Annotated in this window: 17 protein-coding genes; 11 read left to right on the plus strand and 6 right to left on the minus strand. The window is 60.7% G+C overall.

Annotation, left to right across the window (positions count from 1 at the left end; translation table 11 throughout):
• The first annotated feature begins 177 nt into the window (after positions 1-177).
• Positions 178-1230 carry a YCF48-related protein gene (locus tag GSM73_RS09195; RefSeq protein ID WP_107322360.1) on the plus strand — a complete coding sequence of 351 codons (1053 nt, stop codon included), beginning with the start codon at positions 178-180 and terminating at the stop codon, positions 1228-1230.
• 43 nt (positions 1231-1273) lie between these two features.
• Positions 1274-3649, plus strand: a complete 2376-nt coding sequence (locus GSM73_RS09200) for an RND family transporter (RefSeq protein WP_047225780.1) — start codon at positions 1274-1276, stop codon at positions 3647-3649.
• Positions 3650-3710: 61 nt separating this feature from the next.
• Here the strand turns inward: GSM73_RS09200 and GSM73_RS09205 are convergent, their stop codons facing one another.
• The 3 genes from GSM73_RS09205 to GSM73_RS09215 form a co-directional block, all read right to left on the minus strand.
• Positions 3711-8408 carry a dermonecrotic toxin domain-containing protein gene (locus GSM73_RS09205; protein ID WP_160892255.1) on the minus strand — a complete coding sequence of 1566 codons (4698 nt, stop codon included), beginning with the start codon at positions 8406-8408 and terminating at the stop codon, positions 3711-3713.
• Between the two features lie 136 nt (positions 8409-8544).
• On the minus strand, positions 8545-9264 hold the full coding sequence (locus GSM73_RS09210; RefSeq protein WP_047225782.1) for a FadR/GntR family transcriptional regulator: 720 nt from the start codon (positions 9262-9264) through the stop codon (positions 8545-8547).
• A 239-nt stretch (positions 9265-9503) separates the two neighbouring features.
• The gene (locus GSM73_RS09215; RefSeq protein WP_047225783.1) at positions 9504-11240 is read right to left on the minus strand and encodes an IlvD/Edd family dehydratase; all 1737 of its coding nucleotides are present in this window, start codon (positions 11238-11240) and stop codon (positions 9504-9506) included.
• Between the two features lie 193 nt (positions 11241-11433).
• Between GSM73_RS09215 and GSM73_RS09220 the strand changes: the two genes are divergently transcribed.
• The 9 genes from GSM73_RS09220 (at position 11434) to GSM73_RS09250 (ending at position 18387) form a co-directional block, all read left to right on the plus strand.
• Positions 11434-12756: an MFS transporter gene (locus GSM73_RS09220; RefSeq protein WP_107322362.1), complete on the plus strand. Its 1323-nt coding sequence runs from the start codon at positions 11434-11436 to the stop codon at positions 12754-12756.
• Between the two features lie 147 nt (positions 12757-12903).
• Positions 12904-13896, plus strand: coding sequence for an AraD1 family protein (gene araD1 / locus GSM73_RS09225; protein ID WP_160892257.1), 993 nt, complete (start codon positions 12904-12906; stop codon positions 13894-13896).
• 12 nt (positions 13897-13908) lie between these two features.
• Positions 13909-15489 (plus strand): aldehyde dehydrogenase (NADP(+)), encoded by a 1581-nt coding sequence (locus GSM73_RS09230; RefSeq protein WP_047225786.1) that lies wholly within the window; start codon positions 13909-13911, stop codon positions 15487-15489.
• A gap of 235 nt (positions 15490-15724) precedes the next feature.
• On the plus strand, positions 15725-16021 hold the full coding sequence (locus GSM73_RS09235; RefSeq protein ID WP_173406906.1) for a DUF5629 family protein: 297 nt from the start codon (positions 15725-15727) through the stop codon (positions 16019-16021).
• A complete protein-coding gene (locus GSM73_RS09240; RefSeq protein WP_107322366.1) occupies positions 16008-17183 on the plus strand; it encodes a lactonase family protein in 1176 nt (391 codons plus the stop codon). The genes GSM73_RS09235 and GSM73_RS09240 overlap by 14 nt, the downstream gene beginning before the upstream one ends.
• A gap of 155 nt (positions 17184-17338) precedes the next feature.
• The gene (locus tag GSM73_RS09245; RefSeq protein WP_047225788.1) at positions 17339-17518 is read left to right on the plus strand and encodes a hypothetical protein; all 180 of its coding nucleotides are present in this window, start codon (positions 17339-17341) and stop codon (positions 17516-17518) included.
• 162 nt (positions 17519-17680) lie between these two features.
• Complete coding sequence (locus GSM73_RS27130) at positions 17681-17806, plus strand: hypothetical protein (protein ID WP_256676792.1); 126 nt, start codon at positions 17681-17683, stop codon at positions 17804-17806.
• 114 nt (positions 17807-17920) lie between these two features.
• The gene (locus GSM73_RS26400) at positions 17921-18133 is read left to right on the plus strand and encodes a hypothetical protein (RefSeq protein ID WP_178129667.1); all 213 of its coding nucleotides are present in this window, start codon (positions 17921-17923) and stop codon (positions 18131-18133) included.
• Positions 18130-18387 (plus strand): hypothetical protein, encoded by a 258-nt coding sequence (locus tag GSM73_RS09250; RefSeq protein WP_160892259.1) that lies wholly within the window; start codon positions 18130-18132, stop codon positions 18385-18387. Before GSM73_RS26400 ends, GSM73_RS09250 begins: the two co-directional genes overlap by 4 nt.
• 19 nt (positions 18388-18406) lie before the next feature.
• Here the strand turns inward: GSM73_RS09250 and GSM73_RS09255 are convergent, their stop codons facing one another.
• Genes GSM73_RS09255 through GSM73_RS09265 form a run of 3 tightly spaced genes read right to left on the minus strand, consistent with a single transcriptional unit; the run spans position 18407 to position 23903 of the window.
• Entirely contained in the window at positions 18407-19024 is a 618-nt protein-coding gene (locus GSM73_RS09255; RefSeq protein WP_160892261.1) for a glutathione S-transferase, read from the minus strand.
• Positions 19021-22662: an AAA family ATPase gene (locus GSM73_RS09260; protein WP_160892263.1), complete on the minus strand. Its 3642-nt coding sequence runs from the start codon at positions 22660-22662 to the stop codon at positions 19021-19023. The genes GSM73_RS09255 and GSM73_RS09260 overlap by 4 nt, the downstream gene beginning before the upstream one ends.
• Positions 22659-23903 carry an exonuclease SbcCD subunit D C-terminal domain-containing protein gene (locus GSM73_RS09265; RefSeq protein ID WP_047225793.1) on the minus strand — a complete coding sequence of 415 codons (1245 nt, stop codon included), beginning with the start codon at positions 23901-23903 and terminating at the stop codon, positions 22659-22661. The genes GSM73_RS09260 and GSM73_RS09265 overlap by 4 nt, the downstream gene beginning before the upstream one ends.
• Positions 23904-24050 lie beyond the last annotated feature (147 nt).

The following is a 24050-nucleotide window of genomic DNA, read 5'->3' on the forward strand; positions in this document are numbered from 1 at the left end:
AGATAACGCGGCGTCGATTGTCAGACCTTTCCAAAGCCCGATAGGATAGGTCAGCTTCCGAAGTGGCTCTAGATTGCAGGTTTCAGGACTATGCTCCAGAACAGTCAATCACGATGAGCCCGCTTACGGCGCCCTGAAGGGTTGAATGACCTAACAATAATAATGGGGGAAAGGTCTATGAATGAGCCTGTCATGGCTGTGGGCCGCTGCCGGCCGCCGGTACTGCGCAGAGTCGCGTTGCTGGTCTCGGCGCTCTCGCTGCTGGGCTCTGCCGTGTTGTCTGCACCGGTGATGGCCGTAGCGGCTTCGACATCCGATGTCATCTATTCCGTCGAGTCGGCCAAGGCCAGCAAAACCCTGATGCTCGATGTGGTCCATGCCGGCAAACGCCTGGTGGCGGTCGGTGATCGCGGGCACATTGTCTATTCGGACGATCAGGGCGGTTCCTGGACTCAGGCCAAGGTGCCGACCCGCCAGTTGCTCACCGCAGTATTTTTCGTCGATGACAAACACGGCTGGGCCGTGGGGCACGACGCGCAGATACTGGCCAGCGAAGACGGTGGCAGCACCTGGACCAAGCAATTCGAAGACCTGCCCCGTGAATCGCCGCTGCTGGACGTCTGGTTCAAGGACGCGAGCAACGGTTTTGCCGTGGGCGCCTACGGGGCGCTGTTCGAAACCACCGACGGCGGCAAGCACTGGGAAGAGGTCGGGGATCGTCTCGACAACGAAGACCAGTTCCACCTCAACGCGATAGCTGCGGTGAAAGACGCCGGGCTGTTCATCGTCGGTGAGGCTGGCAGCATGTTCCGCTCCAGCGATTGGGGCCAGACCTGGGAAAAGATCGAAGGCCCATACGAAGGTTCGCTGTTCGGCGTCATCGGCACCGCTCAGCCTTCAACGCTGTTGGCCTACGGCCTGCGCGGCAACCTCTATCGCTCCACCGATTTTGGTAGCACCTGGGAGCAGGTCGAGCTCAAGGCCACCCGCGGTGCCCTGGAATTCGGCCTGTCCGGGGCCACGCTCTTGCCAGATGGCTCCATCGTAATTGTCGGCAATGGCGGCAGTGTGGTGCGCAGCAGTGATGACGGCGTGACCTTCAGCGTGTTCAACCGCCCGGATCGGATTTCCGTGGCGGCTGTCACGGCGGCGGGCAACGGCAATCTGATCCTGGCAGGACAGGGTGGCGTTCATGCCACCACCCCCACCGGCGCTGAATTGAGCAAATGAGCCGCAAACATCCGGCGGGCACAATAACAAGAAGGCGGACCCCATGAGCAGTCATCACCAAGACAAGGCGACGTTCCTCGAGCGCCTGATTTTCAACAACCGCCCGGCAGTGATCGTCATTTGCCTGTTGGTCAGTATTTTCCTGTTCTGGCAGGCCACGCTGATCCGGCCGTCCACCAGTTTCGAAAAGATGATCCCCCTCGAGCACCCCTTCATCGAGAAGATGCTCGAACACCGCAATGACCTGGCGAACCTGGGCAACACGGTGCGGATTTCCGTGGAGGCCACCAACGGTGACATTTTCTCCAAGGATTACATGGAGACCTTGCGCCAGATTCACGACGAGGTGTTCTACATTTCCGGCGTCGACCGCTCCGGCCTCAAGTCGTTGTGGAGCCCGAGCGTGCGCTGGACCGAGGTGACGGAGGAGGGTTTTGCCGGTGGTGAGGTGATTCCCCAGAGCTATGACGGCTCGGCAGACAGCCTCGACCTGTTACGCAACAACGTGCTCAAGTCCGGCCAGGTCGGACGTCTGGTAGCCAACGATTTCAAATCGAGCATCATCGATATCCCGCTGTTGGAGTCCTATCCGGACCCGCAGGACCAGGGCAAGCTGCTGGCCCTGGATTATCAGAAGTTCTCCCACGAACTCGAAGACAAGATCCGCAACAAGTTTGAAGCCCAGAACCCCAACGTAAAGATCCATATCGTGGGCTTCGCCAAGAAGGTCGGTGACTTGATCGACGGCCTGACCATGGTGGTGATGTTCTTCGGCGTGGCCTTCATCATTACCCTGGTGCTGCTGTACTGGTTCACGAACTGCATGCGCAGCACCATTGCAGTGCTGAGCACGACCCTGGTGGCCGTGGTCTGGCAGTTGGGGCTGATGCACGCCGTCGGTTTCGGGCTCGATCCTTATTCGATGCTGGTGCCGTTTCTGATCTTCGCCATTGGTATCTCCCACGGCGTGCAGAAAATCAACGGTATCGCTTTGCAGTCCAGTGAAGCGGACAACGCCCTGACGGCGGCGCGGCGCACATTCCGCCAGTTGTTCCTGCCGGGGATGATCGCAATCCTGGCGGATGCCGTCGGCTTCATCACCTTGCTGATCATCGACATCGGCGTGATCCGGGAACTGGCCTTCGGTGCGTCCATCGGCGTGGCGGTGATTGTGTTCACCAACCTGATCCTGTTGCCGGTGGCGATTTCCTATGTTGGCATCAGCAAGCGTGCCATCGAGCGCAGCAAAAAGGATGCGACGCGGGAGCATCCGTTCTGGCGCCTGCTGTCGAAGTTCGCCAGCGCCAAAGTCGCGCCGGTGTCGATCATCCTGGCCTTGATCGCCTTTGGTGGCGGCCTCTGGTACAGCCAGAACCTGAAGATCGGTGACCTGGACCAGGGCGCGCCGGAGTTGCGTCCGGACTCGCGCTACAACCAGGACAACAACTTCATCATCAGCAACTATTCCACCAGCTCCGATGTCCTGGTGGTGATGGTCAAGACCAAGGCTGAAGGCTGCTCACGCTATGAAGCCATGGCTCCCATCGACGAGCTGATGTGGAAAATGCAGAACACCGAGGGGGTGCAGTCGGCGATCTCCCTGGTCACCGTGTCCAAGCAAATGATCAAGGGCATGAACGAGGGCAACCTGAAATGGGAAACCCTGTCGCGTAACCCAGACGTGTTGAACAACTCCATTGCCCGGGCCGATGGCCTGTACAACAACAACTGTTCCGTGGCCCCGGTGTTGGTTTTCCTCAACGACCACAAGGCCGAGACCCTGGACCGCGCCGTGAAGGTGGTGCAGGAGTTTGCCAAGGAAAATAATCGCGACGGCCTGGAGTTCATCCTCGCCGCCGGCAACGCTGGCATTGAGGCTGCAACCAACGAAGTGATCAAGGAATCGGAACTGACCATCCTGGTCCTGGTGTACATCTGTGTGGCAACCATGTGCATGATCACTTTCCGTTCCTGGGCGGCGACGCTGTGCATCGTGCTGCCGCTGGTGCTGACCTCGGTGTTGGGGAACGCCCTGATGGCCTTCATGGGTATCGGTGTGAAGGTCGCGACGCTGCCAGTGGTGGCGCTTGGCGTGGGGATAGGCGTGGACTACGGCATCTATATCTACAGTCGCCTGGAAAGCTTCCTGCGGGCCGGCTTGCCGTTGCAAGAGGCGTACTACCAGACGCTGAAGTCCACCGGTAAGGCCGTGTTGTTCACAGGCCTGTGCCTGGCTATCGGTGTGTGCACCTGGATCTTCTCGGCCATCAAGTTCCAGGCCGACATGGGGCTGATGCTGACGTTCATGTTGTTGTGGAACATGTTCGGGGCACTGTGGCTGCTGCCGGCGCTGGCGCGGTTCCTGATCAAACCTGAGAAAATGGCAGGGCAGAAGAGTAAGTCGTTGTTTGCCCATTAATACATGTGGCGAGGGAGCTTGCTCCCTCGCCACATGTATTACGCCAGCCTTTGAACAGAGATCAAGGCGCCAACGGCAAGAACTTGCTCTGCGCCAACGGCCTGCCGATCTGTCCTCGATGCACATTCACCACCGCATAAGGGCTTTTCGCCTTGGCCAGCATCGAGTGATAGTGCTCCCGGCGTTGCTCCTTGGTTTTCAGATGCGCGACGCTGAAATCCGCTTTCGGCGTATCGGCCGCCTCGTAGTGAAAATGCGCATACCACAGCGGCCAACCGTCGCGGTCATTGATGGCGTACTCCTGAAGGAAATCCTTGCGCTCGCTTTTCAAGGCTTTGCGTTCGCCGAGCCGGGCAACCTGTATCAGGTTCTTTTCGAACAGGTAGCGCAGGTTGCTGTCGGTGGGCGGCAATTTGAAACTCAGTTCGGTACGCAGGGCGCTGCCCCGGGTAGCCAGGCGGGAAGCTGCGTTTGACAGTTCATCGATCAATGTTTGATCTGCTGGTGTGCGCGGTTTTGTCGAGGCGGTGAAGGCCCTTTCCAGTTCTTCGCAGCGTTTGCGGTAGCGACTCGCCTCATTGTTCATGATCTCCTCGATTTCCTGAGGAAAGCGGCACTGGGTTTTATACCGCTCTGCGCTCAGTAAACTGTTTTCCAATTGATCCAGCAGCTTGCGCGCTTCGCTCTTGATCGTTTTGATCGCTCTGGTGCGCGGTGGTGGCGGAACCGGTCGTTGTACTTCGACGATGTCCCAGACGTCATCGTGCTGTGAATACGTGGCGAGTAACTCGTCATCGACTTCGGAGCGTAACTCGACGACTTCAATCGGCAGGGAGGTGCCGGCGGGTTTCAGATCACCAATCAACACGCCGCCCTTACGGGTTTTGATCACCTTTTTTTGCGGACGCCCGCTCGCCGTTTTGGTGCGTTTTTGCGGACGCTTGCGCGGTTGCGGCGCCGGTTTTAGCTCGGCGGACAATGTCTTGGAGGCGTCGTCATAGAGCTGTTCGATCAGCTTGAACAGCCTGTCGAAATAGGATGGGTCAATGTCGCTGGCATTGAGTGCCTTGATGCCCTGCATGGCATCAAGGGAAGCGCCATAGTTTTCGGTCAGACTTTCCAGCACTTCAAGCCGCTCCGAAGGGGGCAGGTCATATGTTCCCAGGTCGGAGTGGGAGCGCACCTGTTCCAGCAAGAACTTGATGAGGTTATGCAGACTGGCGGGAAGGTCGGAGTCGGGGTTTTTGACCAGCAGGGCCCCGAGTATGGGTAACTGCACGGCCTTGGTGGCCAGCGCCGTTCTTTCTTCCTCGGGACGGTCCTTGGTCAGCCGCTCGAATATCTGCGCGCCTTCGGCATCCAGGTTCAATAGCGCGTCCAGGTGTCGATCTTTGAGTTCCAGCCAATAGATGGAACGATCGTTGATGACGCTCATTGCGTCGAGGTACGCAAAGTAGCCTGCGGGGTTGTCGGCGACAGCCTCCTTCAACGCCGGTCCGTTTTTTATGAATTGGATATTGGCGGCATCCAGGGCCAATAAATCCAACTCGACGACAAGAAAGGCTTTACGGGCATTGTTGACCACGTTTTCCATCAGGGCGCGAAGCATTTCCGGGGGCAATGTCATGTCAAGGCCGGCATATTCGGTTGCTTTGTTCAGCAGCCGCAGATAATCGTCAGTCTGGTCCTGGAGCAATTCATAAAACTGCGTACGTTTTGCCGCACGTTGCTCCTCGGTAAAGGCGCCTTCCTGAGTTCTGCTCATGACTTCCTGGGCAACTTGCACGGCCTTTAGCTTATCGGCTTCCTGTGCATGATAATTCGCCAGCTCCCGGCTCAGTTCCATCCCCCGCTGGGCCCTGAGCTTGCGCAGTTCGGCCACCCGCTTTGGGGGCATGCCCCCGCGCAGACGCAGGCGTAGATCCATGGACCAGTTGCCTTGGGTATCCGATTTCAACACCGGACCATTTTTTGCCGGGTTTCGCGGAGCCTGCGGGTCGACGATCACCGTATTGCCGTCCGGCTCCGGACTGATCCGATACAGTTGGTCTTCCACCAGTGCGTGCCATTTGTTCAGGATGACGTACAAGCCTGTATAGGGGCCATATTTGATCGGTTCAGGCATTGAAGTAGGGCGTGGCACCTGTAGCTGTTGCAGCCGGTTACGTTGTTCCGCTGTCAGGCGCTGGCGGGCACTGGCGAAACTGAGGTCCAGGTGCCTGCTGGCGCCCTGCAAGTGTTCGCCGGGCAAGCCCACCGGCCCTTCGAGAATGCGAGGCGACGCAGGCGCAGGCCATTGCTCAGGGATGACGCGCGGTGCGGGGGGACGCATCGCCTGTTCCTTCAGCGCATCGGGCAACGGTGCATGGGACAAGGCGCTGATGGCGGGAAACTGGTGCACCAGCATGCCGAGGTTGAGCAGCAGATCGACAGCGGCGAGCTCCCGGGTCACCGGGTCTTCGCTGCTCAGTGCCGGGATATCCTGGCTGGCGCTGGCCATCAGGCTCCACAGCCAGAAGGTGGCCATGACCGGGCCACGCAGCAAGGGCATCAGCAACGTATTGAACAGCAGGCTGCCGCCCTTGAGGAGCATGGCCCAGCGGCTCTCGCTGTTGGAGACTGAATCACGGTCGGCCTGGGAGATCAGGGCGCGGGCATTGCTGCCGTAAAGATACAGCATCAGCTCGCCGTTGCGCAGGAACTGCCGCAGTTCATCGTTTGCACCGTCGATGGCCAGCGTCGCAGGGGCGGGCTTGGCGGGGAGGTTGAATTCATCGCCCTGGAAAAACCGCACGATGTGCGGCTCCTGGAAGCCGCCATTGGCATAGATCGGCCGTGCGGCATCAGTCATCCAGGTCAGGATGCTTTTTTGCAGGTCCCCTGGGGTGACGACGGCCTTCAGCAGTGCCTCGCGCGTCGGGAACTCTTGCAACGAGGGCGCGTAAAGTGGGCGATACAGCAGGTGCGGTCCGGTTTGGACATCCTCCGGCTCGATAATGAACATATTGTTCACGATGTCGGGGTGGGCCTCGGGTTTGCGCAGGAAGGCCAGGTGGCGGATGACTACCGGTCGACCGCCTACCTGTTGGCTATCGGCCCCAGGATTGAGCAAGGCTTCAACCAGGCCCAGTCCTTGGCGGGTCACACCGTTTTCGTGGTTGAGCATTTGCTGGAAGGCTTCAAGCGGCAACTGTGCCGCGATCTGTTCGGCAAATATTCGCTGGCGTTCCTGGGCTTGAGGTACATCGTCCAACAGCCGTTGTTGCAGGTAGCGGGGATAGGCCGAACCAATGTCGACCTGTTCGATCAGCCCGTTCTTGCGGGTAATGAAGTCCGGCGTCAACCACCGGGGCAGCGTCAGGCCCAAGCGATGGCTGAGGATCAGGTTTGCACTCGGTCGGGCGATGAGGTTGTTGATGGCCAGCTCGGTCAGGCTCATCGTTCTTTTTTCGATGATCCCGCTAGTTCCGGGATAACCTGCGGCGACGGTGAAGGTCAGTTCTATATCATCAGGCTGGTATTGGATGGGTTGAGCCTTGTCCGGGTGGCTGTCGTTGGTTTGCCGCATCTGTTTGAGCAAGGCGTCGGCGGTAAAGGCCTTGATGTTCTTGATGTCGCTGAGAAAGGTGCGGCCCTGGTGGCGTTTTTTCGCGCTGGCCAATGTCAGGCTGTAGTGCTGGAATTTGGTTTGATCGACGATGGAAGCTTTTTTCAACCAGTCGGGCAACAGCGGCTCGATCCGTGCCGACGTTTCCGGCGTCAGGCGCGGCGCGTCAAGCAGATAACGGGCAGGGTCGCTCAGCTCCTGGTAGAGCGTCGACAGGTCTTGCAGGCCAATCCGCGAGGGCAACTGCACTGCGTTCAGGTCGGCCAGTTGCTGCTCCAGCACCATAGCCGCCTGGGTGTCGAAGACATTGCCACTGATCTCGTTGCGTTGACAGGTGAGCGTGTCGACCACGTACCGGCTGGCGATCAGTGCGCCCCAATGGTGATTGAAGGCTTCCAGGGATGCAAACGACTGCACGGCGCCGCCAGGGCTGCATAGCAGGAGGAGGGTGACGCCCTTTTTGGAGTGGTCCAGGAGAATTTCGCTGCCGGTCAGCACGGTGTTGGAGCCGTCTCGGATGAGCTTGGTTTCCAGGCTGTAGGCGTAGACGGGGGACGGGTTGTTGCGGCGAAAGCGCTGCTCGCGCTCCGGCCAGCGGACGATCTGGTCAAGGGCTTCGCGCGCCTGGTCAGTGAGGCCGGGTTGTCGCAGCCTGCGGATAGACAGCGTGTTCTTCAGTGCATCGCTGAGCCAGCGCCAGCGGCTGAGGTTATTGCTTGTGTCGATTCCGGCGTTCCAATAACGGGTCAGCGCATCCTCCAGCCCGATCGGTACGCTCCAGGGCAGTTCAAGCAGCAGTTTTTCGATGACCCTGATGTCCAGCTTCCCGTCGTCTGGTGAGAGCTCGCGGGGCGGGGTGTCGGTAAGAAAACATCGACGCCCACCGCGCTCCGTGAAATCCACGGGCGTGCCGAGGGCCAGGTATTCGAGGACGCGGGGCATGAACGGTTGGAGCGTAAAGCCGCGAGAGGCTGGGTCCGGTGTGGCCAATCGGGTCTTGGACAGGTCGAAGGTCAGCGAGGGGTATTTTTCCTTGATGGCTTGCTCGAGCATGCGTTGCGCGATTTCTTCGAAGGTCGGACGGCTGGCAAATAGCAGGCTGACCCTTTGCGCCAACGCGGGGAGCGTATTGGCCGGAGCGGGTGCGGTCATATGAAATCCTTTTCATAAATTCATGGCCGCCGGGAGTGACGACGAGGGAAGTATCGACATCCCGCTCCTGCGAGGGCGGTAAATAAATACCACCCTGGCGAATGCGGGTTATGCCTGGCCTCGTCGGGAGGGAAGATCAGGAAGGATCGGCGCCCAGCACCACATTCAGTGCGCTGCGGGCATCGTCAAGCTGCACCAGCGTGGCATGGCGGGCGCCGAGGGCGTCGCGGTTCTCGATGGCGGTGAGGATCGCCTTGTGGCGCGGCATCGCCAGTTCATGCAGGTTGGGCCGCTGGTTGGAGTGCTTGAGGGCTTCGGCGATGGCCACCGACAACATGTTGCACAGGTTGGCGAGCAGGTCGTTGTGGGTGGCATCGGCGATGCGGCTGTGGAAGTCTAGGTCCGGTTGCAGCACCGCTTCGGGGGTCGGTGCCGCCTCCATGCGCTGGTAGGCCTCGCGGATGGCAGCGATGTCGGTATCGTTGGCGAACTGTGCGGCGAGGGCCGCGGCGGCCGGCTCGATGATGCTGCGCACGCTGGTCAGCAGATTGAAGAACTCATTCTGCGGGCTGCTTTGCATCAACCAGTGCAGAACATCGGGGTCGAGCATGTGCCATTCCCGACGCGCCTTGACCACCGTGCCAACCCGTGGCCGCGAATACACCAGACCCTTGGCTACCAGCACGCGCGTGGCCTCGCGCAACACCGGACGGCTGACGGCATACTCCTCGCACAACAAAGCTTCGGCGGGCAGTTTATCGTCGGGTTTGAACCGCCCGGAAACGATCTGCATGCCCAGTTCCTGGACGATGCGCGCGTGCATGCTTTTGCGGTCGGAGGGTTTACGGTAGTCCATGGGGGGTGGCGCGATCCTGTGCGAAGGGGATGCTGCGCATGATAGCAGGCGCGGCGAGGGCGGGTCGCTAATGCGATTTTGATGTACACCCGAGCCCATTGTGGGAGCGAGCCTTTGTGGGAGCTGAGCTTGCTCGCGATGAGGCCCTGCCAGTCAATATCTCTGTTGTCTGTTACACCGCTATCGCGAGCAAGCTCAGCTCCCACAAAAAGCTTGCTCGCGCAAGGGGATGAGTGGGGTCAGTGGGAGTGACGCGGCACCTCGGCGCCGCGGCAACCGACCAGGAAGTCGAAGTCACAACCCTGGTCCGCTTGCAGCACATGGTCGATGTACAGCTGGCGGTAGCCGCCCACCAACAGGTTCTGCGCTGGCGGCAGGTCGGCCAGGCGGGCGGCCAGTTCGGCGTCGCAAATGTCCAGGTGCAGACGCCCGCTGGCGCAGTCCAGTTCGATCCAGTCACCTTCCTTCACGGCCGCCAGTGGTCCGCCGGCTGCGGCTTCCGGGGCCACATGCAGCACCACGGTGCCGTAGGCGGTGCCGCTCATGCGCGCATCGGAGATACGCACCATGTCGGTCACTCCCTGGGCCAGCAACTTGGCCGGCAAGCCCATGTTGCCCACTTCGGCCATGCCTGGATAACCCTTGGGCCCGCAGTTCTTCATCACCAGAATCGAGCTGGCATCGACATCCAGCTCCGGATCATTGATCCGCGCCTTGTACTCGTCGAAGTTCTCGAACACCACCGCGCGACCACGATGTTGCATCAGCTCGGGCGTGGCGGCGGAGGGTTTGAGTACCGCGCCGAGGGGCGCCAGGTTACCGCGCAGCACGCAGATACCGCCGTCGGCCCGGATCGGGTTGTCCAGGGTGCGAATGACTTCGTCCTGGCCATAGATCGGTGCGTCCTTGGTGTTCTCGCCAAGGCTCTTGCCGTTGACGGTCAACGCGTCGGGGTTAGGGATCAGGTTGGCTTCGCCGAGACGGCGCAGCACGGCGGGTAAACCACCAGCGTAATAGAACTCCTCCATCAGGAAGCGCCCGGACGGCTGCAGGTCGACGATGGTCGGCATGCCTCGACCGATGCGGGTCCAGTCGTCCAGGTCCAGTTGCACGCCGATGCGTCCGGCAATGGCCTTGAGGTGGATCACCGCGTTGGTCGAGCCGCCGATGGCTGCGTTGACCCGGATGGCGTTCTCGAAAGCCTCCTTGGTCAGGATCTTCGACAGCTTCAAGTCTTCACGGACCATTTCCACCGCACGCATGCCGGACATGTGGGCCAGCACATAACGGCGCGCGTCCACCGCCGGAATCGCGGCGTTGTGCGGCAGGGACGTGCCGAGGGCTTCGGCCATGCAGGCCATGGTCGAGGCGGTGCCCATGGTGTTGCAGGTCCCGGCCGAGCGGGACATGCCGCCCTCGGCCGCAAGGAAATCATCGATCGTGATGGTGCCGGCCTTGACCTGTTCGCTCAACTGCCAGACCACTGTGCCCGACCCGATGTCCTGGCCCTTGTGCTTGCCGTTGAGCATCGGTCCGCCGGTAACGACAATGGCCGGCACGTCGCAACTGGCTGCCCCCATCAGCAAGGCTGGGGTGGTCTTGTCGCAACCGGTGAGCAGCACCACGCCGTCAATCGGATTGCCGCGAATGGCTTCCTCCACGTCCATGCTCGCCAGGTTGCGCGTCAGCATGGCGGTGGGGCGCAGGTTCGATTCGCCGTTGGAGAACACCGGAAACTCCACCGGGAAGCCCCCGGCCTCGATCACGCCGCGCTTGACGTGTTCGGCGATCTGCCGGAAGTGCGCGTTGCATGGCGTCAGCTCCGACCAGGTGTTGCAGATGCCGATGATTGGCTTGCCATGAAACTGATGGTCGGCGATGCCCTGATTTTTCATCCAACTGCGGTACATGAAGCCGTTTTTGTCGGCGGTGCCAAACCATTGGGCCGAGCGCAGGGAGGGTTTCTTATCAGACATGATCGATTCTCTTATTGTATGACTATATGGTTTTAGCTTGCGCCTAGCATAAGCGCAATTTGCTCTGTTTGGAAGTGTTGTTGGGTAAATAGTATTACTATATAGTCCGATTCAACGGAGGGATTGTCCTGGCGCTCATTGGTCAGAGAAATCCCCCAGGGTTCTATAACAACAACAATCGGAGACCGGTCCCATGAGCCAGGAATTGCGGCTTATTCGCCGCATCACGCTGAAACTAATTCCTTTCCTGATCCTGCTATACCTGATCGCCTACGTGGACCGTTCCGCCGTGGGTTTCGCCAAGCTGCACATGGGCGCCGACATCGGCATCGGCGACGCCGCCTACGGCCTGGGCGCCGGGTTGTTTTTCATTGGCTACTTCCTGCTGGAGATCCCCAGCAACCTGATGCTGGAACGCTTCGGTGCCCGGCGCTGGTTCGCGCGGATCATGATCACCTGGGGCGCCATCACCATCGGCATGGCGTTTGTGCAAGGGCCTTACAGCTTCTATGTGATGCGCTTTCTGCTCGGCGCGGCGGAAGCCGGATTCTTCCCCGGCGTGCTGTACTACATCACCCAATGGTTCCCGGTCCGCCATCGCGGCAAGATCCTGGGCCTGTTCATTCTGTCTCAGCCCATCGCCATGATGATCACCGGCCCCGTCTCCGGCGGCTTGCTGGGCATGGACGGCATCCTGGGCTTGCACGGCTGGCAGTGGTTGTTCATCGTCATCGGCCTGCCGGCGGTCTTGCTGACCTGGCCGGTGCTGCGTTATCTGCCGGATGGTCCGCAACAGGTGAAGTGGATGGACCAGGCCGAAAAGGACTGGCTGACCGGTGAACTGAAAAAAGACCTTGAGGAATACGGCCAGACCCGGCACGGCAATCCGCTGCACGCCTTGAAGGACAAGCGTGTCCTGCTGCTGGCGCTGTTCTATCTGCCGGTGACCCTGAGCATCTACGGGCTGGGCCTGTGGCTGCCCACGTTGATCAAGCAATTTGGCGGCACTGACCTGGTGACCGGTTTCGTGTCTTCGGTGCCCTACATCTTCGGCATCATCGGTTTGCTGATCATTCCTCGCAGTTCCGACCGCTTGAACGATCGCTACGGTCATCTGGCCGTGCTTTATGTGCTGGGCGCCATCGGTCTGTTCCTCAGTGCCTGGCTGACGGTACCGGTGTTGCAGCTGGCGGCGCTGTGCCTGGTGGCGTTCGCGCTGTTTTCCTGCACCGCGGTGTTCTGGACCTTGCCGGGGCGTTTCTTTGCCGGCGCCAGTGCGGCGGCGGGTATCGCGCTGATCAACTCGGTGGGCAACCTGGGTGGCTACATCGGGCCGTTCGTGATCGGTGCGCTGAAGGAATACACCGGCAACCTGGCGTCGGGGCTGTACTTCCTGTCCTGCGTGATGGTGTTCGGCCTGGTGTTGACCGGCGTGGTGTATCGCCTGCTGGAGCGCAAGCATGTGCTGCCGGCGGAGCAGTTCGCGGCCAGCGCCCGGGGGGCGACGCGGACCTGAGGTGATTGAAATCCCCTGTGGGAGCGAGCCTGCTCGCGATAGCGTTGGGTCAGCAACATTGATGCGACTGACAGATCGCAATCGTGAGCAGGCTCGCTCCCACAGGGATCAGCGTGTTATTCAAGCTTTGTTTGCAGGGAGAAAAATATGCGTTTAGTTCAGTTCGAATTGAATAACGGCGAACGCCGCGTCGGCGTGGTCGATGGCGAGCAAGTGCGCGAAGTCCAGGGCGCCCGGACCGTGCGCGACCTGGCTCTGGCGGCCATCGAGGCGGGTGTGAAGCTTGAGCAGCAGGTCAACAGCCTGGGCCTGGGAACCGCCCATGATTACCCGCAGTTACTCAGTGAACTGCGCATTCTGCCTCCGCTGGACCACCCGGACCCGGCGCACCTGCTGGTCAGCGGCACCGGCCTGACCCATCTGGGCAGTGCTTCGGCCCGGGACAAGATGCATCAGCAGGCCGGCGACGAAACAGCCATGACCGACACCATGCGCATCTTCAAGTGGGGCGTGGAGGGCGGTAAGCCTCAGAGCGGACAGGCCGGTGTGCAACCGGAGTGGTTCTACAAGGGCGACGGCAGCATCGTGGTCCGTCCGGGCCATCCGTTCCCGCTGCCGCCGTTTGCCGAAGATGCCGGCGAAGAGCCGGAAATCAGCGGACTGTATGTCATCGGCCACGACGCTAAGCCATACAGACTGGGCTTTGCGGTGGGTAACGAGTTTTCCGATCATGTGATGGAGCGCAAGAATTACCTGTACCTGGCCCATTCGAAATTGCGCAGCTGCAGCTTTGGCCCGGAACTTCGCCTGGGTGAACTGCCTCAACATCTTTCCGGGACCAGTCGTATCCTGCGCAATGGCCAGGTGCTGTGGCAGAACGAGTTTCTCAGTGGCGAGGCGAACATGTGTCACAGCCTCGAAAACCTTGAGTTCCACCATTTCAAGTACAGTCAGTTCCTGCGTCCGGGTGACGTGCACGTGCATTTTTTCGGCACCGCGACCCTGTCGTTCGCCGACGGCATCCGCACGCAACCGGGGGATGTGTTCGAAATCAGCCAGACCGAATTCGGCGCACCGCTGGTCAACGGCATTGCCCCGGTGGACGCGGTGTTCAACCCGGGTACTATCGGCACACTTTAAAGGAGACTTTCGATGAACCAGATCCTTGGCCACAACTACATTGGTGGCGCGCGCAGCGCGGCCGGCCAGACACGCTTGCAGAGCCTTGACGCCAGCAGCGGCGAAGCCTTGCCCCATGAGTTCGTCCAGGCGACGGCCGAAGAAGTTGACGCTGCCGCCAAGGCTGCGGCTGCCGCTTATCCGGCCTACCGCAGCTTGAGCGCAGTGCGCCGGGCCGAGTTCCTCGAAGCCATTGCCGATGAGCTGGATGGCTTGGGCGATGAGTTCGTGGCCGTGGTCTGCCGGGAAACCGCCTTGCCGGCGGCGCGGATCCAGGGTGAGCGCGGTCGCACCAGCGGCCAGATGCGTCTGTTCGCCAAGGTCCTGCGTCGCGGCGATTTCTACGGCGCGCGCATCGACCGGGCCTTACCGGAACGCACGCCGTTGCCGCGTCCGGACTTGCGTCAGTACCGCATCGGCCTGGGGCCGGTTGCGGTGTTTGGCGCCAGTAACTTTCCTCTGGCATTTTCTACAGCGGGTGGCGACACCGCGTCGGCCCTGGCCGCGGGTTGCCCGGTGGTGTTCAAGGCCCACAGCGGCCACATGGCAACGGCCGAATGGGTGGCTGATGCGATTATCCGCGCGGCTGAAAAAACCTCGATGCCCGCCGGCGTATTCAACATGATCTACGGCGGTGGTGTTGGCGAATGGCTGGTCAAGCATCCGGCGATCCAGGCGGTAGGCTTCACCGGTTCCCTCAAGGGCGGCCGCGCCCTGTGCGACATGGCCGCCGCGCGGCCCCAGCCGATCCCGGTATTCGCCGAGATGTCGAGCATCAACCCGGTGATCGTGTTGCCGCAAGCGTTGGAAAAGCGTGCCGACAGCGTCGCCCGCGATTTGACCGCCTCGGTGGTACAGGGCTGTGGTCAGTTCTGCACCAATCCCGGCCTGGTGATCGGCATCCGCTCGCCGCAATTCAGCGCCTTCACCCAACAAGTGGCCGCGCTGATCGGCGATCAGGCCCCGCAAACCATGCTCAACGCCGGCACGCTGCAAAGCTACGGCAAGGGCCTGCAGAAGTTGCTGGCTCACCCGGGCATCGAACATCTGGCCGGACGTGCGCAACAGGGCAACCAGGCCCAGCCGCAGTTGTTCAAGGCTGACGCCAGCTTGTTGATCAACGGTGACGAGGCGCTGCAAGAAGAAGTGTTCGGCCCGACCACGGTGTTTGTCGAAGTGGCGGACCCAGCCGAGCTCACTGCCGCGCTGAACGGCCTGCACGGTCAGTTGACTGCAACCATGATCGGGGAGCCAGCGGATTTCGAGCAGTTCAGCGAATTGACTCCGTTGCTGGAGCAAAAAGTCGGTCGCATCCTGCTCAACGGTTATCCAACCGGCGTCGAGGTTTGCGACTCGATGGTCCATGGCGGGCCTTACCCGGCGACGTCCGATGCCCGTGGGACTTCGGTGGGTACGCTGGCGATCGATCGTTTCCTGCGCCCGGTGTGCTTCCAGAACTACCCCGACAGCCTGTTGCCCGAGCCTTTGAAAAACGCCAATCCGCTGGGCATCCAGCGATTGGTCGATGGGGTGCCGGGGCGCGAGGCGCTCTGATCGCAGTCAGGCAGTTGCATTGAAGTTCAATGGGTTGCCGCTATCGCGAGCGGGCTCGCTCCCACAGTGGATGGGTGGTGAATACAAGATGTGTGTTCGCTGCAAATCCAATTGTGGGAGCGAGCCTGCTCGCGATGGCGATCTGGCAGTTGACCGTGCTTTCGAACCTTTTGGCCCAAGGCCCACTCCCACATTGGGTTATCATGAGCACTTTCCCAACGACCGACTGATCGCCATGACTGCCTTGACCGACACCCTGCTGCACGCCCTCGAAACCTGCGACATGCTGATCATCGACGGGCTGCACGCATTCGATTTTTCCCTCGACGAACAAGACCAGTTGCACGTCGAGTGCATGAACGGTCGCACTCTCGAGCATTGGCGCTTCACGCCTGCGCAGATGGAGGCCGCGACGTTCGACGTGGTCAAGAAACACTGGATCATCACCAGCGATTCGGGCGACCACCACTTGGAGTGCGTGGAAGCGACCAGCGGCCACGACGATGAGGAAGACACACATGAGGATGCGTAGTTTCTGGCCCTTGTTGATGGCCGGTAGCGTGGGTGCCATGGGCGTCCAGGCAGAGACCGATGAGCGCCATCAACTGTTGGTGGGTTCCTATACCGCCGGCCAGAGCCAGGGCATCTACCGCCTGCAATTCGACAGCCGCAACGGCCAGCTCGATGCCCAGCCGTTGCAAGTGATCAAGACCGACAACCCATCGTGGCTGACCCTTTCCAGGGACATGAGCCGGCTGTTCGTGGTGAATGAAAACGGGCCGGGGCAAAAAGACCCGGTGGGCAAGGTCAGCAGCTACGCCATTGACCCGAAGACCCATGAGCTGAGCCTGATCAGTCAGGTGCAGTCATTGGGCAACGAACCGACTCATTCGAGCCTCAGTGGCGATGGTCGACATTTGCTGGTCAGCAACTATTCGGTGGTGGAAGACCCGGGAGGCACCCTGGCGGTGTTGCCGGTGGGAACCGACGGTAAGCTGTCGCCGGTGGTGCAACTGAGCAGCCATCAACCGAGTCGGATCAATCCCGAGCGGCAGATGTCCGCCCATGTGCACTCGGCCGTGTCTTCGCCCGATGGCAAGTACGTGTTCGCCAGCGACCTGGGGGCGGACAAGGTGTTCATCTACCGCCACGACCCCAAGGCCAACCCCGAACTGCCACTGACCGCCGCCGATCCGGCCTTCGTGCAGTTGCCGCCCGGCAGCGGCCCGCGTCATTTGCTGTTCAGCGCCGACGGCAAGCATGCGTGGCTGACCATGGAAATGAGCGCCCAGGTGGCGGTGTTCGATTATCAGGATGGGCGTTTGACCCAGCGGCAACTGGTCGACCTGGCAGCGGGCAAACCACAGCCCGGTAGGGCGGCGGCAGCGCTGCATGCCTCCAAGGATGGCAAGTTCCTGTACGTCAGCAATCGTGGCACCACCAACGAAGTGCTGGTGTTCGCCATCGACCCGACTGCCGGCACGCTGACAGAGCTTCAGCGCCGCTCCGTGGAGGGGGATCATCCGCGGGAATTCAGCCTCGATCCGAGCGGGAAATTCCTGCTGATCGCCAATCAGAAGAGCAACCAGATCGTGGTTCTCGAGCGTGACCCCAAGACCGGCCTGCTGGGTAAAACCGTGCAAAAGCTGGCGATGGATGCGCCGAGCGACTTGAAGTTCATGCTCCCTCAGTAAAGCGCAGGCCCCGATTTTCGGGGCCTGCGTCGCTGTATCAACAAGACTGATATTCGCTAGTGTTGCAAAGCATTTCAAAGCGAGACGCCTCGGCGCGTAAGTTTGCTTCACGGCCCAACCGGGCAGGCAAGCCAACTCATCCGAGGACTATCGACATGAATCTGAATCTCTTCTCCGTGATCGCTGCTTCCGCTATCTCCGCCACCGTAGCGCTGCCAGCCAGTGCCAACATTGAAATCAGCGACAAGAAAAATCGCACCCAGAGCTATACCGAAAAATACCTGCAACAGAGCGCCAACTTCTACGCCGCCCTGGACCACAAGACCCAACACTGAACCGCGCTGAAGACTGAAGCCTGCGATCTTTTCATCTTTGAAAAAGAGAAAAAATCGCAGGCTTTGCCTGCTCCTACGAAAAACCCGCTGTAATATCACATGGCCATGTGTTTAAATTTGACGCTAGTAAATTGACTCCTTCTCCAACAAGAGATCGACACTATGGCGATGCGTCTGGCAATGATGCTGCTGTTTCTCTATTCCACCCCCATTGTTTCGGCCGCCCAGCCGACCCCCGGCGAGCCGGACGCTGCTCGTGAGCGATTATTGAGCCTGCTTAGGGACTGATCTGTTTGGATTAGTAATCAATAAAACTGATAGACACTATGCGTACTGGTCGCTATTAAAATCGGTTTAGTTGATTGATTCTGTGGGCACTGAAACATGCCCACGGAGAACCCAATGGCCAGCACAATCCTATCTTCTGCCAGACACGGCGCGTACATCGCCATCGGCCTTTACGTGGCGATGGTGTTGGTGGTCAGCCTCGGTGCCCAATACCAAGGCTCTGCCGAAACCTCTCTCCAGGCTGCCCGGCCTTCTGTTCATTATGGTCCCCCGGTTGCCCGCGCGGCGCTCGAGCATGGCGCCGCAAAAGGGGCGGTCGGCGCATGAACAGAAGCAAGTTTTGGGTGATCGCATTCCTGGCGTTCATCACCAATGGTTTTTCATTGCTGGGTCTGGGGCAAGCCTCGGCGGGATCTCTGGCGCGGACCATCGAGTGCAACCACAACATCGCGCACAACATTCTGACCGCCAAGGCTTTGGGGGCGTTGGTGGGGAATCCGCCGGTCAAGCCCAGGGTTGCCGTCTTCGGGCCTTTTCAGGTCGATTGTGCAGTGGTGCGCATGTGCAGCGTGGCTGCCTGAAGCAAACCACAAAAGCTGTTCACCGGGTGGGTGATTGCTTGGCCATGATCGCCACGAACAACTCGGAATCCAGCAAGCCTTGCAGCCAACGCTGTAGGCGAGGGTAGGGCGCTGCGGCAAACCATTCCCGGTCGACATGAGCAAACTGCCGTACGAACGGCATCACCGCCACGTCGGCCTGGCTCTGGTGAGCCGCTGCCAGAAATGCTCGGGTTTCAAGCAACGCTTCCAGCCTGCGCAAGAAGACCTCGCCCTCGGCCCGATAATGTTCCAATGGATACTCGGGATGGCGCTCGGGGTATTTGTAGCGGTTCAGATGAAGCTTGAAGACCTGGTCGTTTTCCTCGATCAACGCGGCCGTCAACGCCTGGCCTTCGAGGTCGCCAAGCAATCTCCAATTATCCGGATCATGCTGCGCCAGAGCCCAGTGCATGATCTCCAGGCTTTCATCAATCACCTTGCCATCGACCTGCAGCACCGGCACCGTACCCTTGCTGGAAAGCGCCAGCATTTCGGGCGGCTTGGCCTTGAGGCTGACTTCGACAATGTTCAAATCGACCGCGCTGTAGCGCAACGCCATGCGCGCTCGCATCGCGTAGGGACAACGCCGGAACGAGTAGAGCGTGGCGCGGCTCATTTCACCTCCACGGTACTCAAGCCATTCCCTTGACGACGAACCTGGATCTGCACCGGGATCCGCTCATGCATTTCCTGCACGTGGGAAATCACCGCAACCTTGCGTCCCTGGGCTTGCAAACCGTCGAGAGCATCCATGGCCAGTTGCAGCGATTCGGGGTCCAGGCTGCCAAAGCCTTCGTCAATGAACAGCGATTCGATTTTCAGCGTGCTGGACGCCATCGAGGCCAGACCCAGCGCCAAGGCCAGGGAAACCAGGAAGGTTTCACCGCCGGACAACGAATGCACCGAGCGCAGCTCATCGCCCATCTCTGTGTCCATCACCAGAAGCCCCAACATGCTGCCACCGCGTTTGAGCCGGTAGCGGCGCACCAGTTGTCGTAGCTGCACGTTGGCGTGATGCACCAGCAAATCGAGGTTGTATGCCTGCGCCAGCTTGCGGAAGCGGTCGCCGGTGGCCGAACCGATCAGCGCATCGAGCCGTGCCCAGCGTTGGTACTCGGTATAAGCCTGTTCGATCTGCTGGGCCAGGGCCTGGTTAGCGTTCTGCCTGCGCTGGTCCTCGGCCTGTTCGGCGCGTAGTTCGGCGCAACGCTGCTCGCTGGCGGTAAATTGGCTTTGAAGTTCGGTAAGGGCCTGGGCCAGTTGTTCAGATTCCAGGTTGCCGTTGTGCTGGGCCTGATGCTGTTGCAGGCGCTGCTCGCGCTCAGTGAGCAACACGCGGGCTTGCTCAATGGCTTTTTCGCTGTTGAGCAGTTGCTGACGCAGTTGGCCGACACTTTGCTCGTCCAGGTCAAGCAAGGCGGCCAGAGAGGCATCATCCAGTTCCGGGTGGCTGGCGCGCCATTGTGCGATGCCGGCGGCCAGGGCTGTGTGTTCAGTGTCCAGCGCTTGGGCCTGTTCCTGGCGGGCCTTGAGTTCGGCGGCCAGTTCCACCCGGTTGTGGCGTAGCGCTTGCAGTTGTTGATTGGCCGCCGTTTCGGCGCTGTGGGCCTGTTCCAGGGCTTGGTCGAGTTGCTGCTGCCACTGTTCGGCGCTGGTGTGTTCGCCCAGCAATTGCTTGAGCCGCTGCTGGCAGGCCTGCTGTTGTTCCGTCAGGGCGCTCAGTTGCCGTTGCGCCAACTCCAACTGCTGGAGGCGGGTTTGCTGGCGATCCTGCTCTTTCTCCAGGGCCTGCTGACGCTGAAGCTGCTCGCTGAGTTCGTCGCGTTGCTGTTCCAGGTGCGCCAGGCGTTGAGCGATCTGCTGGTCAAGCTGCATGAAGGTCGCGGCCGGCTCGGTGCGCAGGGCCTGTAGTGTGTCTGCCGGCAACAACGTACTGAAGTGGCTCAGTTCCTCGTCCAGGCGCTGGCGATCCCGGGCCAGCTCCTGCTGTTGGTTGTTCAGGTGCAGTGATGCCTGCTGATGCGCAATTTCAGCCTCGCGCAATTGCTGCGCCAGGCGCGCGGCGTCCTGTTGCAGCGTCAGCAGGGCGGCCTGGCGTTGTTCGTCCTGACTGATACGCAGGTTGAGCTGACTGCTTTGCTGGTCCAGCCAGGCGTCGCGTTTGGCTGCATCCTGGGCCAGCAGTTGCGCCGAGAGCGGATGGCCTTCAAGGCTGGGCGCCAGACTTTGATGCTGGCTGGCGAGCTGTTCCTGTTGCTGCTTGAGTTCTTTGAGCTGGGCGATGACGCCGCTGTATTGCGCGCGCAGGTCGATGACTTTTTCATGGAGCGACTCGACGGCTTTGCGTGCATTGGCCTCTTCGGTTTCATCAAAACGCCCCAGGTTTTGCAGCAAGGCTTCGGGCTGATGGTAAGGATGCTCGACGCTGCCACACACCGGGCATGGCTGGTCATCCTTGAGCTGTTCACGCAATTGTTCGACGCTTTCGCTGCGGGCCAGGCGCTGACGCTCCAGCAGTTGGCGGGTGACGCTCAGGGTCTGTTCGGCAATCGCCAGTTCGGCCTTGGCTTCGCTGCCTTCGCGTACCAATCGGTCGCGTTCCTGCAACGCCTGTTGCTGGCGCTGTTCAAGCTCGGCACCTCGCTTGTCCAGCTCTTGCTGGCTGGCCCAGAGCCGCGTCAGATCCTCGAATGCACGCAGTTGCTTGCGATTGTCTTGCAGCAGATTAGCGAGCAACTGGATCTGCTCGGCCACCGCTTGCGGTTCGGCGTCGGCTTCCTTGTAGAGCACTTCGAGGTTTTGCCGGTGGGTTGCCAGGTGCTCGGCGGCGTGGGCGGCATTTTGCTCCAGGGTGGCGAGTTCAACCTGACCCTGGTTCAGGCGATTGCCAATCAGCATCAGCTGTTGGAGGCGATCACGATAGGCCTGCCAGGCGTCGCTCAACGGCGCCAGGTGAGTGCTTTGTTCAAGCTCCCCGGCGATTCGCTGCAAGCGCTCGGCCACCTGTTTTTGCTGCTCAAGCAGCGTGTCGATGGTGCGCTGGCCTTCGCTACAGGCGTGTTGTGCCTGCTCCTGGCGTTCGGCGCTTTGGCGAGCCTCCTTGTCGAGGCGGGCGAGGGTGCCTTGTTCTTCAAAGGCCTGGCGCAGCAAGGGGGCGCTGTCGGTGCTTTGTTGTCGGGCTGCGGTCAGCGCCAGTTGCGCAACGCCCAGGCCTTTCTCCAGCTCGGCCTGGCGTTCATGCAGATCGATCTGTTGCTGGTTGAGCTGCTGAACCTGTACCGCCAGGGGTTCGAGCTGCCGGGTCAGTTCCGTCTGGCGGATGAACTGATGCCGTTGCGGCGCGAGTTGTTCCAGGCGGGTCAGCTTCAGGCGTTCGTCGGCCAGGGCGTCCCAGTCAGCTTGGGCCTGTTGCAGTTGCTCGGCGGCGCTGGCCCGTTGCTCTTGCAACTGGCGCAGTTCCTTGAGCCAGGTGTGTTGCTGCTCCAGTTGCTTGAGTTGCGCCTGTTGGGTCTTGAGCTGTTGCTGGGCTTCGTTGAAGCGCTGGTCCAGTTCGGCGCGGGCCTCTGGGGCCAGGGGTGTGACGCCCGTGGCCTGGTCCTGCAATTGCTTGTGGGACTCTTTGGCTTGCTTGGCCTTGTCGAAGGCGCGCCGGCCCAATCGGGTATACAGGGCCGTATCAGTGAGCTTTTCCAGCAGCTCGCTGCGGTCGTTGTCGTCGGCCTTGAGAAATGCGCTGAACTCGCTTTGGGCCAGCAACACGGCACGAGTGAACTGTTCAAAGTTCAAGCCCAGGGCGGCTTCGAGCTGGGCCTTGTATTCGCCTTTCTGACTCGCCAGCAACTGATCGTTGTCCAGATCCCGCAGGCTCTGGCGGCTGGCTTGCAGCTTGCCACCGGCCTTTTCCCGGGCGCGATTGGCTTCCCAGCGCGCCCGGTAGCGACGGCCGTCGATGCCGCGAAAATCCACTTCGGCGTAACCATCGCCAGTACCACGGCGCAGCAGCGTACGCGGATCGCCCGTAGCGATTTCGCCGTCGGCGTCCGGCACCTTGGCGTCGCGCCCGGTGTTGTTGAGGCGCGGCACGGCGCCGAACAGCGCCAGGCACAACGCGTCGAGCAGGGTGCTTTTACCGGCGCCTGTGGGGCCGGTGATGGCGAACAGGCCTGCACTGGCAAGCGGTTCGGCGGTGAAGTCTATTTCGAAGGGCCCGGCCAGGGACGCGAGGTTCTTGAGACGGATCGCGAGAATTTTCATGGCTGCTCGCCCTCCATCTGCACGTCTTGCAACAGCACGGCAAAATCCTTGAGGGTCTGTTCGTCCACTTCGTTGCCGTAGGTGTCCTGCCAGGCGCGGCTGAACAATTCCTGCGGGCTCAACTGATCCAGTTCCACCAACGCGGCGCCGTCATCGACGTTTGTGCTGCCGCCGTTGCCGGCGTATTCGGCGGCGATCCGCACCAGGCGCACGGCTTTGCCTTGCAGGGCGGTTTCCACTTGATGGCGCAGGTCAGGCTGCGGCTCATCGAGGCGCACCCGCACCTCCAGCCAGGGCTGGCGCTGGACATCGGCCAACAGGTCGATGTCCGGCAGGTCCTTGAGTTGCACCAGAATATCGGCCAGGGGTGCCGGGCCCAGGCGCTGCAGATTGACGGCCCGGGGAATCAGCCGTGGCTCGACTTTGACCAGGGTTTCGCCTTCCAGGGTGATATCGAGAATCTGATGCTGATAACCGATTTCCGAAAATGACAATGGAATCGGCGAGCCGCTGTAGCGGATGCGCTCTTCGCCGTTGACCTTTTGTGGTTTGTGCAAATGGCCGAGGGCGACGTAGCTGATGCTCGGGCCGAACAGGCTGGCGGGCAGGGCCTCGGCGTTGCCAATGATCAGGCTGCGCTCGGAATCCTCGGACACCGAGCCGCCGGCCATGTGGGCGTGGCTGATGGCGATCAGTGCCTGGCCCTTCTTGCGTTTGTCGTTGGCGGCGGCGATCAGCCATTCATGGACCTGACCGATGCCCCGCAGGTAATCGTCACCCAGTTGTGCGCCTGTCACCTCGGCAGGCCGCAGGAATGGCAGGGCCAGGCACCAGGCCTTGACCTTGCCCTTGGCGTCGGGCAACGGCAGCAGCAAGCGCTCGACGTCCAATTGCCCGTCGTCCAGCCACAACACCCGGCCCAGGGCATGGGTGCGCAACCGACGCATCAGCGGCGCCGGTAGTTCGATACGCGAACCGGAGTCGTGGTTGCCGGCGATCATCACAATGGTCAGATTGGCGTTTTGTTCATGGGCACTGACGATGAAGTCGTACAGCCGCTCCTGGGCTTTGACCGGCGGGTTCACCGTGTCGAAGATATCCCCGGCAATCAGCAGCACGTCGGGCTTTTCACTGGTCAACTGACGCAGCAGCCAGTCAAGGAAACAGGCGTGTTCGAAGTCGCGTTCCTGACCGTGCAGGTTTTGCCCAAGGTGCCAGTCGGAGGTGTGGAACAGACGCAAGATGAACTCCAGAAAACAGATGATGGCCGCAGGAAGAGAGGCGGCTAAAAGATGGAGAGTTTACTGGGAAACAGAGGAGAGAAACCGGGCAACTTCTCCAAATGAGTTGGCACCACTCCTGTGGCTAGCCACAGAAGCGCTATGTCC

It is taken from the genome of Pseudomonas sp. PICF6 (assembly GCF_009831705.1).
GTDB classification, from domain to species: Bacteria; Pseudomonadota; Gammaproteobacteria; order Pseudomonadales; family Pseudomonadaceae; genus Aquipseudomonas; species Aquipseudomonas rhizophila.